This is a genomic window from Streptomyces sp. Qhu_M48, from assembly GCF_051305195.1.
Lineage (GTDB): Bacteria > Actinomycetota > Actinomycetes > Streptomycetales > Streptomycetaceae > Streptomyces.
Map to the genome: position 1 here is coordinate 1,069,610 of NZ_CP195432.1, position 15,997 is coordinate 1,085,606.

At 74.2% G+C, this 15,997-nt stretch carries 12 protein-coding genes; 8 read left to right on the plus strand and 4 right to left on the minus strand.

Annotated elements, in window-relative coordinates:
* Positions 1 to 194 precede the first annotated feature (194 nt).
* Positions 195 to 1,256 (minus strand): mechanosensitive ion channel family protein, encoded by a 1,062-nt coding sequence (locus tag ACRRSS_RS05095; RefSeq protein WP_435970017.1) that lies wholly within the window; start codon positions 1,254 to 1,256, stop codon positions 195 to 197.
* Positions 1,257 to 1,512: 256 nt separating this feature from the next.
* On the opposite strand from ACRRSS_RS05095, the gene ACRRSS_RS05100 reads away from it, so the two are divergent.
* On the plus strand, positions 1,513 to 2,076 hold the full coding sequence (locus tag ACRRSS_RS05100; RefSeq protein ID WP_030325842.1) for an HNH endonuclease: 564 nt from the start codon (positions 1,513 to 1,515) through the stop codon (positions 2,074 to 2,076).
* Between the two features lie 65 nt (positions 2,077 to 2,141).
* Here the strand turns inward: ACRRSS_RS05100 and ACRRSS_RS05105 are convergent, their stop codons facing one another.
* On the minus strand, positions 2,142 to 5,327 hold the full coding sequence (locus ACRRSS_RS05105; RefSeq protein WP_435970018.1) for a beta-N-acetylglucosaminidase domain-containing protein: 3,186 nt from the start codon (positions 5,325 to 5,327) through the stop codon (positions 2,142 to 2,144).
* Between the two features lie 233 nt (positions 5,328 to 5,560).
* On the opposite strand from ACRRSS_RS05105, the gene ACRRSS_RS05110 reads away from it, so the two are divergent.
* The 3 genes from ACRRSS_RS05110 to ACRRSS_RS05120 are packed head-to-tail and all read left to right on the plus strand — an operon-like array spanning position 5,561 to position 8,110.
* Positions 5,561 to 5,761: a hypothetical protein gene (locus tag ACRRSS_RS05110; RefSeq protein WP_351906632.1), complete on the plus strand. Its 201-nt coding sequence runs from the start codon at positions 5,561 to 5,563 to the stop codon at positions 5,759 to 5,761.
* A gap of 1 nt (position 5,762) precedes the next feature.
* The gene (gene malQ / locus ACRRSS_RS05115; RefSeq protein ID WP_435970019.1) at positions 5,763 to 7,862 is read left to right on the plus strand and encodes a 4-alpha-glucanotransferase; all 2,100 of its coding nucleotides are present in this window, start codon (positions 5,763 to 5,765) and stop codon (positions 7,860 to 7,862) included.
* Between the two features lie 20 nt (positions 7,863 to 7,882).
* A complete protein-coding gene (locus tag ACRRSS_RS05120; protein ID WP_351209892.1) occupies positions 7,883 to 8,110 on the plus strand; it encodes a hypothetical protein in 228 nt (75 codons plus the stop codon).
* Positions 8,111 to 8,209: 99 nt separating this feature from the next.
* Here the strand turns inward: ACRRSS_RS05120 and ACRRSS_RS05125 are convergent, their stop codons facing one another.
* On the minus strand, positions 8,210 to 8,716 hold the full coding sequence (locus ACRRSS_RS05125) for a MarR family winged helix-turn-helix transcriptional regulator (RefSeq protein ID WP_435970020.1): 507 nt from the start codon (positions 8,714 to 8,716) through the stop codon (positions 8,210 to 8,212).
* 161 nt (positions 8,717 to 8,877) lie between these two features.
* Here ACRRSS_RS05125 and ACRRSS_RS05130 point away from each other — a divergent pair, with 161 nt between their 5' ends.
* From ACRRSS_RS05130 to alc, 4 genes are all read left to right on the plus strand, one after another.
* Positions 8,878 to 9,840, plus strand: a complete 963-nt coding sequence (locus ACRRSS_RS05130; protein ID WP_435975255.1) for an EamA family transporter — start codon at positions 8,878 to 8,880, stop codon at positions 9,838 to 9,840.
* Between the two features lie 5 nt (positions 9,841 to 9,845).
* The gene (locus tag ACRRSS_RS05135) at positions 9,846 to 10,880 is read left to right on the plus strand and encodes a DMT family transporter (RefSeq protein ID WP_435970021.1); all 1,035 of its coding nucleotides are present in this window, start codon (positions 9,846 to 9,848) and stop codon (positions 10,878 to 10,880) included.
* A 10-nt stretch (positions 10,881 to 10,890) separates the two neighbouring features.
* On the plus strand, positions 10,891 to 11,817 hold the full coding sequence (locus ACRRSS_RS05140; protein ID WP_435970022.1) for a LysR family transcriptional regulator: 927 nt from the start codon (positions 10,891 to 10,893) through the stop codon (positions 11,815 to 11,817).
* Between the two features lie 223 nt (positions 11,818 to 12,040).
* On the plus strand, positions 12,041 to 13,165 hold the full coding sequence (gene alc / locus ACRRSS_RS05145) for an allantoicase (protein WP_435970023.1): 1,125 nt from the start codon (positions 12,041 to 12,043) through the stop codon (positions 13,163 to 13,165).
* 122 nt (positions 13,166 to 13,287) lie between these two features.
* Here alc and pepN read toward each other — a convergent pair whose 3' ends face one another.
* On the minus strand, positions 13,288 to 15,864 hold the full coding sequence (pepN, locus tag ACRRSS_RS05150; protein ID WP_435970024.1) for an aminopeptidase N: 2,577 nt from the start codon (positions 15,862 to 15,864) through the stop codon (positions 13,288 to 13,290).
* Between the last annotated feature and the right edge of the window lie 133 nt (positions 15,865 to 15,997).

Below are 15,997 nucleotides of genomic sequence, written 5' to 3' on the forward strand. Positions count from 1 at the left end.
TCGGCTTCTGATCGGGCCATTCTGCTGCCTTCCGGCGGCCCGTCTCCCCAACTTCACTGTTAGGAAAGTTTCCTATTCGGTGGGAGGAAAATAAGGCGACCGTCACGGGGGCGTCAATACCCGGGCACGCGAGACGCCCCCGAAGGCAACCAAAGCGTTACCTGCGGGGGCGTCGGGCCGAACGGGGGAGAGGGCTACTTCGAGAGGTCCGGCCTCGGCAGCGGGGTCGCCGCCGCCGACTGCGGCGAGGTCGCCGAGGAGAAGGCCGACGGGGCCGCCATGCCCGCCGTCGGGTCGGCGGCAGCCTCCTCGGCCGGCGCCGGGACCCCGCCCACGATCCGGATACCGGCCTCGTCCAGGCCCCGCTTGATCCGCCAGCGCAGCTCGCGCTCCACGCCCAGCGCCTTCCCCGGCATCGTCTTCGCCGAGACCCGGACGGTCATCGAGTCCATCAGCACCTCGACCAGGCCGAGGACCTCCACCGGGCCCCACAGGCGCTCGTTCCACGGCTCGTCCTTCGCCATGGACTCGGCGGCCTCGGTGATCACCGACCGCACCCGCTCCAGGTCCTCCGTGGGCCGGACCGTCACGTCCACGGCGGCCGTCGCCCAGCCCTGGCTGAGGTTTCCGATCCGCTTGATCTCGCCGTTGCGCACGTACCAGATCTCGCCGTCCTCGCCCCGCAGCTTGGTCACCCGCAGGCCGACCTCCACGACCTCGCCGGAGGCCACGCCCGCGTCGACCGAGTCACCCACGCCGTACTGGTCCTCCATGATCATGAAGACGCCGGACAGGAAGTCCGTCACCAGGTTCCGGGCACCGAAACCGATCGCCACACCGGCCACACCGGCCGAGGCGAGCAGCGGTGCCAGGTCGATCTTGAAGGCGCCCAGGACCATCAGTCCGGCCGTGCCCAGGATCAGGAAGGACGCGACAGACCGCAGCACGGAGCCGATCGCCTCCGAGCGCTGCCGCCGACGCTCGGTGTTGACGAGGAGACCGCCGAGGGCCGTCCCCTCCACCGCCTGCGCCGAACGGTTCATCCGCTCGATCAGCTTCGTCAGGGCGCGGCGGACGGCCATCCGGAGGAGCAGCGCGACGACCAGGATCAGCAGGATGCGCAGTCCCGTGTTCAGCCAGGTGGACCAGTTCTCCTCCACCCAGCTCGCCGCGCTCGTCGCCTTGTCCGCGGCCTCGTCCAGGGTCGCCGGAAGGGGCTCGGGTTCGGTGGCAGCCGCAAGAGCGGACCAGGACAAGGGACAACCTCCAGGCTTCGCGTACGCAGGCCATCCACAGTAACGGGGCCTGGGGCGTGGTCTCGTCGTCCTGTTCGAGGGAGAGACGGACCTCACCCGGGCAGACAGAAGGAAGACATGCCGATGTGGTCGAGAACACGCCGGGCCGTTCACCCCGATCCCGGTACGTGGTGGCGTTCCGACCAGGCATGAGGAGAGACTGAGAGCAGTTCGTCCCGGCGCGAGCCACGCGCCGCCGGCGTCATAGGAGGCATCCGTGCCGCATGTCCTGGTCCTCAACGCGTCGTACGAGCCGCTCGGCGTCGTACCGCTCCGCCGCGCACTCGTCCTCGTCCTGGAGAACAAGGCTCTCTGCCTCGAGGAATCCGGCGCCTTCCTGCACAGCGAGACCCAAGTCGTCCCCGCGCCCAGCGTGGTGCGGCTGAAGCGCTTCGTGCGGGTCCCCTACCGGGGGCCCGTTCCCTTGACCCGCAGAGCCCTCTTCGCCCGCGACGGCGGGCGCTGCATGTACTGCGGGGGTGTCGCGACCAGCGTCGACCACGTCATCCCGCGCAGCCGCGGGGGCACGCACGCCTGGGAGAACGTGGTGGCGGCCTGCCGCCGCTGCAACCACGTCAAGGCCGACCGGCACCTGCGCGAGATCGGTTGGAGGCTGCGCCACCAACCGGCCCCGCCGACCGGCCTGGCCTGGCGGATCATCGGGACCGGACACCGGGACCCCCGCTGGCTGCCGTACCTCCAGCCGTACGGAGCCGAGGACGTGATGGCCCGGATCGACTCCGTCGCCGACGCCCCCGTGAGGGCGCTGACGACGGGTTGAGCCGGGCCTTTCGCGTGTCCGGGCACGGGCGCGCGGGGCGGGTGAGGCACGGGAGCGGCACCCCATCAGGGGGCGGGCCGCTCCTCCGTCGTGCCCGGGGACGGCGTGCCCGCGGGCGCCGCCGGGGACGCCGTGCCCTCGGCCGGGGTGCCGGTGGCAGGCGCGTCCGTGGCCGGCGCGGACGGGGACGCGCCGGCGGGCGGCTTCCCGTCGGGGCCGGCCGGCTCCTTCGGCGGGGCCACCGCGTACGTCTCCACCGACCAGAGCGAGTAGCCGTACCGGGTCGCCCGCGTCTCCCCCTGCACCCGCAGGAACCGGGTGTCCGCCGCGTCCATCCGGACCGACTCCCGGCCGCCCCTGCCGTCCGCGACCGTCGCCGCCGTCCGCCAGACCCGCCCGTCGGCCGAGACCTGCACCCGGTAGCGGGAGGCGTACGCGTCCTGCCAGTGCAGCACCACCCGCCCTATCCGGGCCGGCGCGGGCAGCTCCAGCTGCCACCAGGCGCCGTCCTCCGCCGGGGAGGACCAGCGGGTGGCCGGATCGCCGTCCACCGCGAGGGAGGCCGGGAAGTCCGGCGTCTCGTCGCCGGACGAGGAGGCCGTCGCCGCCCGCGCCAGGTCCGGGCCCGCAGTCCGGGGGAAGGCCCGCACGGTCAGCACCCGCTCCTCGCCCGCGAAGGAGACCGGCACCCGGTACGCGCCCGACGGCACGTCCGGAGCCACCGACACCCGCAGGGGCACGGTCGTCCGCGCGCCGCGCTCCACCACCGCCCTCTCCGGCAGCGTGACCGTGATCCCCTTCGGCGCCTTCGCCGTCAGCGGCCCGCGCACCTCGCCCGCGCGCCGCCCCGACAGCTCGACGTCCACCCGCTCTGCCGGGCCGCCGATCTCCGCGTCCGTCTCCGAACGGGCCAGGCCGAGCCCCGCGCGCGGCCCGTCCGCGAACCACGGCACCAGCGCACGCACCTCGGGAGCCGGCCCCCCACCGCTCCACACCACCCGCAGCGCCTCGGCCCGTACCCCCTTGAGGTCGGCCTGCGTCCAGCCCGAGGCCGACAGCGGGCCGACCGGCCGCCACCCCCCGCCCTGGACGTACGCCTCCACGCGCGCGTCCCCGCCCGTACCCGCCGCGCCCGGCTCCGCCATCACCGTCAGGGCCTCCACGGGCCGCGGCCGGTCGAGCCGCACGGTGTACGAGCCGGTGGCGCGGTCGGCGGCCACCGGGGCCCGGTCGGCGCCGGTCCAGGCCGCCGCCAGCTCCACCGCGCGCGTGAGGAACGGGTCGAGCACCCCCGCGCCGACCGTCACCCGGCCCGCCCTCAGCTCCTTCCGCAGCGCTTCGAGGCGCAGCTGCGCACGCCAGGCCGCCGCGCCGTCACCGGCCGTCTGGGCGAGCAGCATGTCGACCGCCGCCTCGCCCGCCTCGCCGTACCGGGAGAGCCGCTCCAGCCAGGGACCGGTCTCGTCGTCGAAGGCGCCGTCGGCGGTGGCCGCGAGCCGCCCGGGGGCCCCGCGCATCACCGTGAACGCGGCCCGCAGCTCGCGGGCCGCCTTCGCCCGCGCTCCGGCCGCCGCCGGGCCCATGGCCGTGCGGGAGGCCCAGAAGGCCGTCAGGAGCGGCTTCAGGTAGGCCGATTCGCCCGCCGGGTCGAGGACCGAGGAGGCGCCGTTCCCGGCGAGGGCGCGGAGCGCCTCGCGGGCGGCCGGCTCGGGGCCCGCGAGGTCGTCGACGGCCGCCCGCCAGGACTCCCGCGGCCGGTAGCCGCGCGGGTTCCAGGCGTAGTCGGCGGCGGTGAAGAGCGGGACGCGGGAGGCGGCGGGCTGCTCCATGGCGAGCGCGAGGAAGGCGGCGGAACCGGCGGCCACCGCCGGCTCCCGGCCCGTGGAAGGGCCCAGGAACAGCCGGTCCTGCGCGTAGTCGTTGACCGGGTAGTTGTCCATGGTGACCAGCGGGTGGCGCAGCGCGCTCCGCGCCTCGGCCAGCTCGCCGCCGGTGATCGTGCGCGGCACGACGCCGACCCCGGTCCACGCCACCCGCACGTCCGTGTCGAGCGTCTCGGCGAGCTTCACGCGGTACGCCGTCGCGCCGTCCTGGTAGTACTCCGTCGGCATCACCGTCAGCGGCTCGGCGCCCGGGTGCCGTTCGGCGAGATGGCGGGCGACGGTGTTCGCCACGCGCGCGTGGGCCCCGGCCGCGGCCTCGGGCCCCCGCCCGAAGGCGTCGGCGTCCCGGTCGCAGTGCCACTCGTCGTACGAGGCGTCCTGGAACTGGAGCTGGAAGAAGCGCACCCCGAGCTCCCACATCGCGTCGATCTTCCGTGTCAGCGCCGCCATGTCACCGGCCTTGGACAGGCACATGGACTGGGCGGGCGCGACGGCCCAGCCGAGCGTCACGTGCTGGGCGCGGGCCCGCTCCGCGAGCGCCCGGAACTCCGCCTGCCGCTCCGCCGGGTAGGGCTCGCGCCACTGCGCCCCCCGGTACGGGTCGTCGCCGGGCGCGTACAGATAGCGGTTCTGCTTGGTCCGGCCGAGGAAGTCGATCTGGGCGAGCCGCTGTGCGGCGGTCCAGGGGCGGCCGTAGAAGCCCTCGGTGATGCCCCGTTCGACCGTGCCGGGCCAGTCGCGCACGACGACCCCGGGGACCTCCCGGCCGGTGCCGACGAGCTGACGCAGCGTCTGCACGGCGTGGAACAGGCCGTCCTCGCCCACCCCGTCCAGGACGACCGTGTCCCGGCCCTGGAAGCGGCCCGTCGCGAGCCGGTAGCCGCCGCGCGGCAGATCGATCCGGTCGGGCACGCGCAGGGCGGTCAGCGCCTTCTCCGCGGCCTCGCCGGAGGGCCCGGCGACCCGCAGGACCGTTCCCTGGCCCGGGAGTCCGGTGTGGACGGTCCGTACCCCGACGGTCCGCAGCAGCTCGCGCAGGGCGGCGAGGGCGTACGGATCGGCGTCGTCGTCGGCGACCAGCGTCACCTCGTCCCCGAGGGGTACGGAGGGCCCGGCGCCGGTCAGGGACTGCGGCCGGGGCCAGACGGAGGGCACGCGCGCGGTGGCCCGCGGGTCGGTGGAGCCGGGCGCGCCCGGATCCGCCGGCGCCGCCGGCGCGAACGGCCCCGTCGGGGCGAGCGGCGAGCGCCGGGCCTCGGGGGCCGCCGGGACCGCCTGCGCCGCGCCCGGCACCGATCCGCCGAGGAGGCCGCCGATGACGGCGGCGGCGACGGCCGTCGCGGTGCGCTTCCTGCGCCCGAGGTGCACGGGCGTCTCCCTTCGGCCGGGCCGGCCGCTCCGCCGGTTGGTAACGAGTGGGTCACGAGCCCACCACCCGTCGCACGGGGTGTCAATGCAGGTGGCCGTTGTGTCGCCTTTGCCCGGCGTGCCGTCGGCGAGGTGACGTCACTTCGTCGTGATCCGCCGGTAAAACGAGGTGCGATGGGTAGGGCTCAGTCGTGACCCAGGTCCCACCAGTCGAGACGAACCGGGAGACCCCCGTGACCACGACCGCCCGCCACCTCGGACGGATACGGATTCCGCAGCAGCCGGCCCCCGCCGGCGAACCGCTGACCAGCGAACCGCCGCTCCCCGACGCGGCCCCCCTCACCAGCGAGCCGCCCCTGGCGGTGGCGACCCCCCTCACCAGCGAACCCAACGCCCCCGGCAGCGCGGGCGGCACGGAGTCCCCCGGAGTGTGAAGTGACCCTGGCCCGTCTCGCCGCCCGTCACGGCGTCGCCACCGACCACCGCCCCTCCGAAGGCGTCACCGTGCCCGTGCCGGACACGACCGTGGTGGCCGTCCTCGGCGCACTGGGCGTCGACGCGACCACGCCGGAGGCGGTCACGGCCGCCCTCGAAGCGGCCGAACGGGCCGACCGCGAGCGCCTGCTGCCCCCGACCCTGGTCCGGTGGCGCGGCGAGGAGCCCGCCGGGCCCCCGCCCGGACTGCCGCCCGGCACCCGGCTCCGGGTCACCACCGAGGACGGCGGCGTCCACACCGGCGAGGAGTGGGCGCCGCTGCCCCTCGGCGTCCACATCGTCGAGGCGCAGGCCCCCGACGGGCGCGTCGCCACGGCCACCCTGATCGTGAGCCCCCCGCGCCTGCCCGGCCCCGGGCGGCGCTCGTACGGACTCCTCGTCCAGCTCTACTCGCTGCTCTCCAGCCGCTCCTGGGGCATGGGCGACCTCGGCGACCTGCGCGAACTCGTCACCTGGGCGGGCCGCACGCACGGCGCCGGGTTCGTCCAGGTCAACCCGCTCCACGCGGGCGTGCCCGGGGCGCCGAGCGACCCCTCCCCGTACCGCCCCTCCTCGCGCCGCTTCCCCGACCCCGTCCACCTGCGGATCGAGGCCGTCCCCGAGTACGCCCTGATCGGCCCCGAGCGCCGCGAGGAGCTCGACCGCGTCCTCGGGGAGGCCGCCGAACTGCGCGAGCGGGTCCTCGGCAAGGGCGCGGCGATCGACCGGGACGCCGTGTGGGAGGTCAAGCGGCGCGCCCTCGAACTCGTCGTCGGGAGCGTGGAGACCGGCCCGGGCCGGTGCGCCGACTTCCACGACTTCCTCGCCGCGCGGGGCCGCGCCCTGGAGGACCACGCCACCTACCAGGCCCTCGCCGAGCGGTACGGACCCCACTGGCGGACCTGGCCCGAGGAGCTGCGCACCCCGCGCGCGGCGGAGGGCGTCGTGCGCGACGACCCCGCCCTCGCCGCCCGGGTCGACTTCCACTGCCGGCTCGCCTGGCTGACGGACCGGCAGCTGGGCGAGGCCGCCGAGGCCGCCCGGGAGGCCGGGATGGAGGTCGGGATCGTCCACGACCTGGCGGTCGGCGTGCATCCCGAGGGCTCGGACGCCTGGGCCCAGCAGGAGGCCTTCGCCGTCGGCATGTCGGTCGGAGCCCCGCCCGACGCCTTCAACTCCCGGGGGCAGGACTGGGGGCTGCCGCCCTGGCGCCCCGACGCGCTCGCCGCCTCGGGGTACGCCCCGTACCGCGGCCTCCTGCGCGAACTCCTGCGCCACGCGGGCGCGCTCCGCATCGACCACGTGATGGGCCTCTTCCGACTCTGGTGGGTGCCGGAGGGCCGCGAGCCCACCGAGGGCACCTACGTCCGGTACGACGCCGAGGCGATGCTCGCCGTCCTCGTCCTGGAGGCGCACCGGGCGGGCGCCCTCGTCATCGGCGAGGACCTCGGCACGGTCGAGCCGGGCGTACGGGAGCGGCTGGCCGCGCGCGGGGTGTTCGGCACCTCCGTGCTCTGGTTCGAGCGGGACTGGGACGGCACCGGCCGCCCGCTGCCGCAGGACGGCTGGCGCGCCGACTGCGTGGCCACCGCCACCACCCACGACCTCCCGCCGACCGCCGCCCGCCTCGCCGGGGACCACGTCACCCTGCGGCACCGCCTCGGCCTGCTCACCGGCGACCTGGAGCGCGAGCGGGCGGCGGACGCGGCCGAGACCGCCGAGTGGCTGGGGCTCTTCCAGCGGCTGGGGCTGCTCCCGGAGGGGCCGGGGGGCGACGAGGCCGAGATCCGGGCCGTCCACCGGTTCCTGCTCGGCACCCCGGCCCGCATGGTCGGGGTGTGGCTGCCGGACACGGTGGGGGACCGCAGACCGCAGAACCTGCCGGGCACCTGGGACGAGTACCCCAACTGGCGGCTGCCGCTCGCGGGTCCGGACGGCCAGCCGCTCACCCTGGAGCGGCTCGCCGCCTCGCCCCGGGCGCACGCCCTGCTGCGCGAACTCCACGCCCGTACGACGGCCCCCGATCCCCGTACGGCACCCCCGGGCGCGCGGCGCGTTTAGGTGTTCGCTACGTTTGCACCGTGGACAAGAAGAACGCACTGCGCGCCGGCTCGCTCGCGGCCGGTACGACGCTGATGATGCTGCTCATGTCGTCCCCCGCGCTCGCGCTCACCCGCGACGACGGCGACGACCCGGCTCCCAAGCTGGAGGTCATCGAGACCCTCGGCCTGTTCGTGGTCGCACCGCTGGTGCTGTTCCTCGTCATCGCCGGTCTGGTGATGGTGCTCGACAAGTCCAAGAAGGCCTGACCGCCTCCTCTTCCGCTCCGCCGAGGGCGCCGCACGGTACGACGTACCGTGCGGCGCCCTCGCGTGCGTCCGGCCCCTTCCGGGGCCGCGCCACGGGTCTCACGCGGTGGTGGCGAGCAGCCTGCGCAGCAGGCCGGTCAGCTGCGCCGCCTCCTCCTCGCTGAGCGCGGCCCGCAGGGCGGCCCGCTGCTCCGCGAGGCCGGCCCCGACCGCCTGGTCCACCAGCTCCTTGCCGCGCTCGCTGAGGGTGACCCGCAGCCCGCGCCGGTCGTTCGGGTCGGGGCTGCGGGTGAGCAGCCCGGCCTTCTCCAGCTTGTCCAGCCGTCCGGTCATCCCGCCGGTGGTGATCATCAGCGTGGCGGTCAGCTCCCGCGGTGAGAGCGTGTACGGCTCCCCGGAGCGACGCAGGGTGGCGAGCACGTCGAACTCCCCGAGGGCCATGCCGTAGGGCGCGTACGCCTTGTCCACCTTGGCCCGCATGGCGTTCGAGAGCCGGTAGATCCGCCCGAAGACCGCCATGGGGACGGTGTCCAGGTCCGGGCGGACGGCCGCCCACTGGTCGGCGATGGCGTCGACGGCGTCGTGGGTGGGGGAGTGCGTGTCCATGGTTCCAGTCTTCCCTTCTCTCTTCCTCGATGGCAACCAAGCCACTGGCGAGCAAGCCACTTGCAAGTAAGTAGCTTAGTGGTAAGTTAATTACCGCCAAGCCAGTCCGGGTCGCAGCCGGCCGGCATCCGCACGAGGGGGAGACCGTCATGTCCACCGTCATGTCCAGCAAGGCAGCCGTCGTCGCACTGACCGCCCTCGCCCCGATCTCCTGGGGCTCCACCTACTTCGTCACCACGGAGTTCCTGCCGCCCGACCGGCCGCTCTTCACCGGCCTCATGCGCGCCCTGCCCGCCGGACTCCTGCTCCTGGCGCTCACCCGCAAGCTTCCCCAGGGCGCCTGGTGGTGGAAGTCCGCCGTCCTCGGGGCCCTCAACATCGGCGCCTTCTTCCCGCTGCTCTTCCTCGCCGCCTACCGGCTCCCCGGCGGAGTCGCCGCCGTCGTCGGCTCCGTCGGCCCGCTCTTCGTCGTCGGACTCGCCGCCCTCTTCCTGGGCGACAAGCCCACGGTGAGGTCCCTGGTCACCGCCGTCGCCGCCGCCTTCGGTGTCAGCCTCGTGGTCCTCAAGGCGGGGGCCGCGCTCGACCTCGTCGGGGTGACGGCCGGGCTGCTCTCCGCCCTCTCCATGTCGGCGGGCGTCGTCCTCACCAAGCGCTGGGGCCGCCCCGAGGGCGTCGGCGCCCTGGCGCTCACCGGTTGGCAGCTCACCGCGGGCGGCCTGGTCATCCTGCCGCTCGCCTTCCTCATCGAGGGTGCGCCGCCCGTCCTGACCGGCACCCATCTGGCCGGCTACGCCTACCTCGCCCTCGGCAACACCGCGATCTCCTACTTCCTCTGGTTCCGCGGCATCGAGCGGCTCAGCGCCTCCTCGGCCACCCTCCTCGGCCCGCTCTCACCGCTCACCGCCGCGATCATCGGCTGGGGGGCGCTCGGTCAGGCGCTCGGCCCGGTGCAGGTGCTCGGCATGGCGATCGCCTTCGCCGCCACCCTGGCGGGCCAACTGGGGCCCCGTACCCCGAAGGCCTCCACCACCGCCCCGGAGACCGTCGAACCATTCACTTCCACTGAAAAGAACAGTCAGGAAGTTTCGATGGACCTGGAGGTTTCGGGGGTGCGACGGTAGCCGGCATGAGCCCGACCACCGCCCGCCTCCCGACCCCCGCCCAAGCCCCCACTGCCCCCGAGGCCGCCCCCGCCGAAGCCCCCACCGCCCCCGAGGCCGCCCCCGCCGAAGCTCCCACCGACGTCACCGTCATCACCGAAGCCACCGAGAGGCCGGCGCCCGCGAGGAAGCTCGCGCGAGGCGCCGGCCTCGGCGTTCTCCTCGCCCTCCTCGCGACCGTCGTCTGGTCCGGCAGCTTCGTCGCCACCCGGGGCATGGCCGACACGGTCCCCCCGGTCCAGGCCGTCTTCTGGCGCTGGATCATCGCCCTCGCCGCCGTCGCCCCGTTCGCCGTCCGGCCGTTCCTGCGGCAGTGGACGACGATCCGCCGTCATCTCGGCTTCGTCGCCCTCGCCTCGCTGTTCGGCGTCGCTCTCTACAACACCCTCGTGCACCAGGCCGGACTGACCACCTCCGCCTCCGACATGGGGATGATCATGGCCGCCTCCCCGGTGCTGATGGCGGTCCACACCCGGCTCGGCGGCGAGCGCCTCGGCATCCGGCGCGTCCTCGGGATGCTGATCGCCGCACTCGGCGTGCTGCTGCTCGTCGGAAAGGGCTCGCTCGCCCTCGACCTCTCCGCCGGCGACCTGTGGATGTTCGCCGCGGCCCTCTCCTTCGCCTCGTACAGCGCCCTGCTCAAGCGGAAGCCCGCCGAGATCGACGGACTCGCCTTCCTCTTCACCACCTTCCTGTTCGGCGCCCTGATGCTCGCCCCCGCCTACGCCGTCTCCCTCGCCGTCCAGGGCGGGTTCACCGCCGGCGCCGCGACCGCCGGCCCGCTGCTCTACGTCGGCGTCCTCTCCTCCGCCGTCGCCTTCTTCGCCTGGAACAGGGCGATCGCCCTCATCGGCGCGGCACGCGCGGGCGTCGTCTACTACCTCCAGCCCGTCTGCGTCGCCCTCCTGTCGTACGCGCTCCTCGGCGAACGGCTCGGCGTCCTCGGGGCCGCCTGCATGGCGCTCGTCCTCGGCGGAGTGGCGCTGGGTTCGGCCCGGTAGGTTGCGCCCCATGACCGAGTGGGACATCAGGAAGCTCCAGATCCTCCGCACCCTCCGTGACCGCGGCACCGTCACCGCGACCGCGGAGGCCCTGCTCATGACCCCCTCGGCCGTGTCGCAGCAGCTCACCAACCTCGCCAAGCAGCTCGGCGTGCGGCTCCTGGAGGCCCAGGGCCGCCGCGTCCGGCTCACCGACGCCGCCCATCTGGTGCTGCGCCACGCGGAGGTCGTCTTCGCCCAGCTGGAGCGGGCCGACGCCGAACTCGACGGGTACCTGCGGGGCGAGGCGGGGCAGGTCCGGGTGGCCGCGTTCTCGACGGCCGTGCCCGCCCTCGTCGTGCCCGCCGTACGGCAGTTGCGGAGCGCGCACCCCGGGCTCGACCTCCGCGTGCGGGAGGCCGAGGCGGCGGAGGCGTACGAGCTGCTCACCGCCGGCGAGGTCGATCTGGCGCTCTCGCTCGCCGCCCACGCCCCCTCCGCGCGCGACCCCAAGTTCAGCCGGGTGCCGCTGCTCGCCGACCCGCTCGACGTCGCCCTGCCCACCGGGCACCCGCGCGCCGACGCGCCCGGTCTGCGGCTCGCCGACCTCGCGGCCGAGCCCTGGATCTTCGGCGGCTCCGGGCCCTGGTCCGAGATCACCACCGCCGCCTGCGAGGCCGCGGGGTTCGTGCCCGAACAGGCCCACAGCGCCTCCGGCTGGACCGCGATCCTCGCCATGGTCGAGGCCGGGATGGGGATCGCGCTCGTGCCCCGGATGGCCTCCGCCGAACGCCGGGGCGGCGCCGGGGTCGTCATGCGCGTCCTCGCCGCCGACCAGCCGCGCCGCCATGTCGTCGCGGCGGTACGGCGGGGTGCGGAGGAGGGCCCGGCGGTGGCCCGGGTGCTCGCGGCCCTGCGCCAGGCGGCGGCGGCCCGCGAGACCCTTCAGCAGGCCTGAACCCCCGACTCCCAGCGGGCCTGACCCCCGACCTGTCAGCGCCTGACCCCGACCTCTCAGCGAGCCTGCCCCCCGACCTGTCAGTGGGCCTGCCCCCCGACCTGTCAGCGGGCCTGACCCCGGACCTTCAGCGAGTCCGCCCCCCCGACCTTTCAGCAGGGCTGAACGTACCCGTCGAAAACATTCGATGGACCCGGGCCTCCGGCGGAGGGAGGCTCGTCCCATGAGCAGCATCGACGCGCCCCAGGACCCGCACGCCAACGACGCCGCCCCCTACTCCGGCGGTGACCCGTACGCCGACTACCGCACCGGCGACTTCCCCTTCACCGAGCTCGTCGACCTCGCCGACCGCCGCCTCGGCGCGGGGGTCGTCGCCGCCAACGACGAGTTCTTCGCCGAGCGGGAGAACCTCCTCGTCCGCGAGCGCGCCGTCTTCGACCCGGAGCACTTCGGCCACAAGGGCAAGATCATGGACGGCTGGGAGACCCGCCGCCGTCGTGGCGTCGACGCCGAGAACGTCTTCCCCGCGCCCGAGGACCACGACTGGGCGATCGTCCGGCTCGGCGCCCCCGGGGTGATCCGCGGGATCGTCGTCGACACCGCCCACTTCCGCGGCAACTACCCGCAGCGGGTGAGCGTCCAGGCCACCTCCGTGGAGGGAGCCCCCGGCCCCGCGGAGCTGCTCGACGCGAAGTGGGAGGAGCTCGTCCCGCCGACCCCCGTCCGGGGCCACGCCGCCAACGGCTTCACGATCACCGCCGAGCGCCGCTGGACCCACGTCCGGGTCTGCCAGCACCCCGACGGCGGCATCGCCCGCCTGCGCGTCCACGGCGAGGTCGTCCCCGACCCCGAGTGGCTGGAACTGCTGGGCACCCTCGACCTGATCTCCGTACTCAACGGCGGTTCGTACGAGGACGCCTCGGACCGCTTCTACTCCTCGCCGACCCAGATCATCCTGCCCGGCACCTCCCGCAAGATGGACGACGGCTGGGAGAACCGCCGCCGCCGGGTGCGCGGCACCAACGACTGGGTGCGTTTCCGGCTCGCCGCGCAGGGCGCCGTCCGCGCCGTCGAGATCGACACCGCCTACCTCAAGGGCAACTCGGCCGGCTGGATCGCCCTCCAGGGCCGGAACGGAGAGACGGGGGAATGGTTCGAGATCATCCCCCGGACCAGGCTCCAGCCCGACACCCTCCACCGCTTCAAGCTGCCCGCCCGGGCCGTCGTCACCCATGTCCGCCTCGACGCCTTCCCCGACGGCGGCGTCGCCCGGATGCGGCTGCACGGGGCGCTGACGGAGCAGGGCGCGGCCGACCTGCGCGCCCGGTTCACGGCGCTCGGCGGCTGACACGCTTCCGCCCGGCGGAGCGGCAGCGCGCCGACGCCCGCCCGCCGGGCGGACCTCGCACACGAGAAGGGGCGCCCCCACGGGGGAGGGCGCCCCTTCTCGTGTACCGGCCTGCCGCCGGACTACTTCGCTGCGGCCGCGTCCGCCGCCTGGGCCCGCAGCGCGCGCTCCACGCCCGCGCGGCACTCCGTCACCAGACGCCGCAGCGCCGGCGCCGGGTCGTGCTCGGCGATCCACGCCTCCGTCGCGTCCAGGGTCGCCTGCGAGACCTGGAGCGTCGGGTAGAGGCCGACCACGATCTGCTGGATCATCTCGTGGCTGCGGGTCTCCGAGACGCCCTTGATCGCGGCGAAGTACTTCGCCGTGTACGGGGCGAGCAGCTCGCGCTGGTCGGACTGGACGAAGCCGCCGATGACGGCCTCCTGCACCGCGTTCGCCAGTTTGTCGTCCTCGACGACGGAGGCCCAGGCCTCCGCCTTCGCCGTCTCCGACGGGCGGGCCGCGCGGGCGGTCGCCGCGTGGCGCTCGCCCGCCGCCGTGCGGTCGCGCTCCAGCTCGCCGGCGATCTCCGTCTCGTCGTAGACGCCGGCCGCCGCGAGCCGCTGCACGAACGCCCAGCGCAGCTCGGTGTCGACCGCCAGGCCCTCGACGGTCTCGCGGCCCTCCAGGAGGGCGGCGAGCAGGTCCAGCTGCTGCGGGGTGCGGGCGGTCGCCGCGAAGGCGCGGGCCCACGCCAGCTGGTGGTCGCTGGCCGGCTCGGCCGCCCGCAGGTGCGCCAGCGTCGCCTCGGTCCAGCGGGTCAGGCCGGCCTCGCGCCACTCGGGCGCCGCGTACAGGTCGAGGGCCGCCTTGACCTGGCCCTGGAGCGACTGGACGACGCCGATGTCGGTCTCCTTGCCGACGCCGGAGAGCACGAGCTCCAGGTAGTCACGGGTGGCCAGCTCGCCGTCGCGGGTCATGTCCCAGGCCGAGGCCCAGCTCAGGGCGCGCGGCAGCGACTCGGCGAAGTCGCCGAGGTGCGCGGTGACGTTCCTCAGGGACACCTCGTCGAGGCGGACCTTGGCGTACGACAGGTCGTCGTCGTTGAGGAGGACGACGGCCGGGCGGGCCTTGCCGACGAGCTGCGGTACGGCGGTCAGCCCCTCGGCGGCGATGTCGAGTTCGAGGCGCTCGGTGCGGACCAGCTTGCCGGCCTCGTCGAGGTCGTAGAAGCCGATGGCGATCCGGTGCGGGCGCAGGACGGCCTCGCCCTTGGCGCCGGCGGGCAGCGCCGGGGCCTCCTGCCTGACCGCGAAGGCGGTGATGGCGCCGTTCGCGTCGGTCTCGATCTCCGGGCGGAGGATGTTGATGCCGGCCGTCTCCAGCCACGCCTTCGACCAGGTCTTGAGGTCACGCCCGGAGGTCTCCTCCAGGGCACCGAGGAGGTCGGAGAGGCGGGTGTTGCCGAAGGCGTGCGCCTGGAAGTAGGCCTGGACCCCCTTGAAGAACTCGTCCTGGCCGACGTAGGCGACGAGCTGCTTGAGGACGCTCGCGCCCTTGGCGTACGTGATCCCGTCGAAGTTGACGAGCACGTCCTCCAGGTCGTTGATCTCGGCCATGATCGGGTGCGTGGACGGCAGCTGGTCCTGGCGGTAGGCCCAGGTCTTCTCCGCGTTGGCGAAGGTCGTCCAGGCGTTGGGCCAGCGGGTGCCCGCCACCGAGGCCTGGCAGGCGACGGAGGTGTAGGTGGCGAACGACTCGTTCAGCCACAGGTCGTTCCACCACTCCATGGTCACGAGGTCGCCGAACCACATGTGGGCGAGCTCGTGCAGGATCGTCTCGGCGCGCCGCTCGTACGCCGCGTCCGTCACCTTCGAGCGGAAGACGTACTGGTCGCGGATGGTGACCGCGCCCGCGTTCTCCATCGCGCCCGCGTTGAACTCGGGCACGAAGAGCTGGTCGTACTTCGCGAACGGGTAGTCGTACGCGAACTTCTCCTGGAACCACTCGAAGCCCTGGCGGGTCACGTCGAAGATGTGGTCCGCGTCGAGGAACTCGGCGAGCGACGGACGGCAGTAGATGCCCAGCGGCACCGTCTGCCCGTCCTTCTCGTACGTCGAGTGCACCGCGTGGTACGGGCCGACGATCAGCGCGGTGATGTACGTGGAGATGCGCGGGGTCGGCTCGAAGACCCAGAGGTCGTCCTTGGGCTCCGGGGTCGGCGAGTTCGAGATGACCTTCCAGCCGGCCGGGGCCTTCACGGTGAACTGGAAGGTCGCCTTCAGGTCGGGCTGCTCGAACGAGGCGAAGACCCGTCGCGCGTCCGGCACCTCGAACTGGGTGTACAGATAGGCCTGGTCGTCGACCGGGTCGACGAAGCGGTGCAGACCCTCACCGGTGTTGGTGTACGCGCAGTCGGCGACGACCTTGAGCTCGTTGCGGCCCTCCCGCAGATGGCGCAGGGCGATCCGGGAGTCCCGGAAGACGGCGCCGATCTCCAGGGCGTGGCCGTTGAGGACGACCTCGTGGACGGCGGGCGCGACGAGGTCGATGAAGGTCGAGGCACCCTCCTCGGCGGAATCGAAGCGGACGGTGGTGACGGACCGGTAGGTGCCGCCCTCCTGCGCACCGGAGAGGTCGAGTTCGACCTCGTACGCGTCCACGGTCAGCAGCGCCGCCCGCTGCTGGGCCTCTTCACGGGTCAGGTTCGTGCCAGGCACCCGGTCAACTCCTCGGTTTCGTGACGTTTGGCCCATCCTTCCACGGGGCGCACCGGCGGCGCACCGAACATTTCCACGGCGGCGGACCGGCCACGGCACGCGCGAGGGGCGGCCACCCCGGTGGGTGGCCGCC

Excerpts from the sequence above, each read along its gene's own strand:
- ACRRSS_RS05125 (WP_435970020.1), bottom strand. The coding sequence starts at position 8,716 with ATGGACACGCACTCCCCCACCCACGACGCCGTCGACGCCATCGCCGAC.
- ACRRSS_RS05130 (WP_435975255.1), top strand. The coding sequence starts at position 8,878 with ATGTCCAGCAAGGCAGCCGTCGTCGCACTGACCGCCCTCGCCCCGATC.
- ACRRSS_RS05135 (WP_435970021.1), top strand. The coding sequence starts at position 9,846 with ATGAGCCCGACCACCGCCCGCCTCCCGACCCCCGCCCAAGCCCCCACT.
- ACRRSS_RS05140 (WP_435970022.1), top strand. The coding sequence starts at position 10,891 with ATGACCGAGTGGGACATCAGGAAGCTCCAGATCCTCCGCACCCTCCGT.
- alc (WP_435970023.1), top strand. The coding sequence starts at position 12,041 with ATGAGCAGCATCGACGCGCCCCAGGACCCGCACGCCAACGACGCCGCC.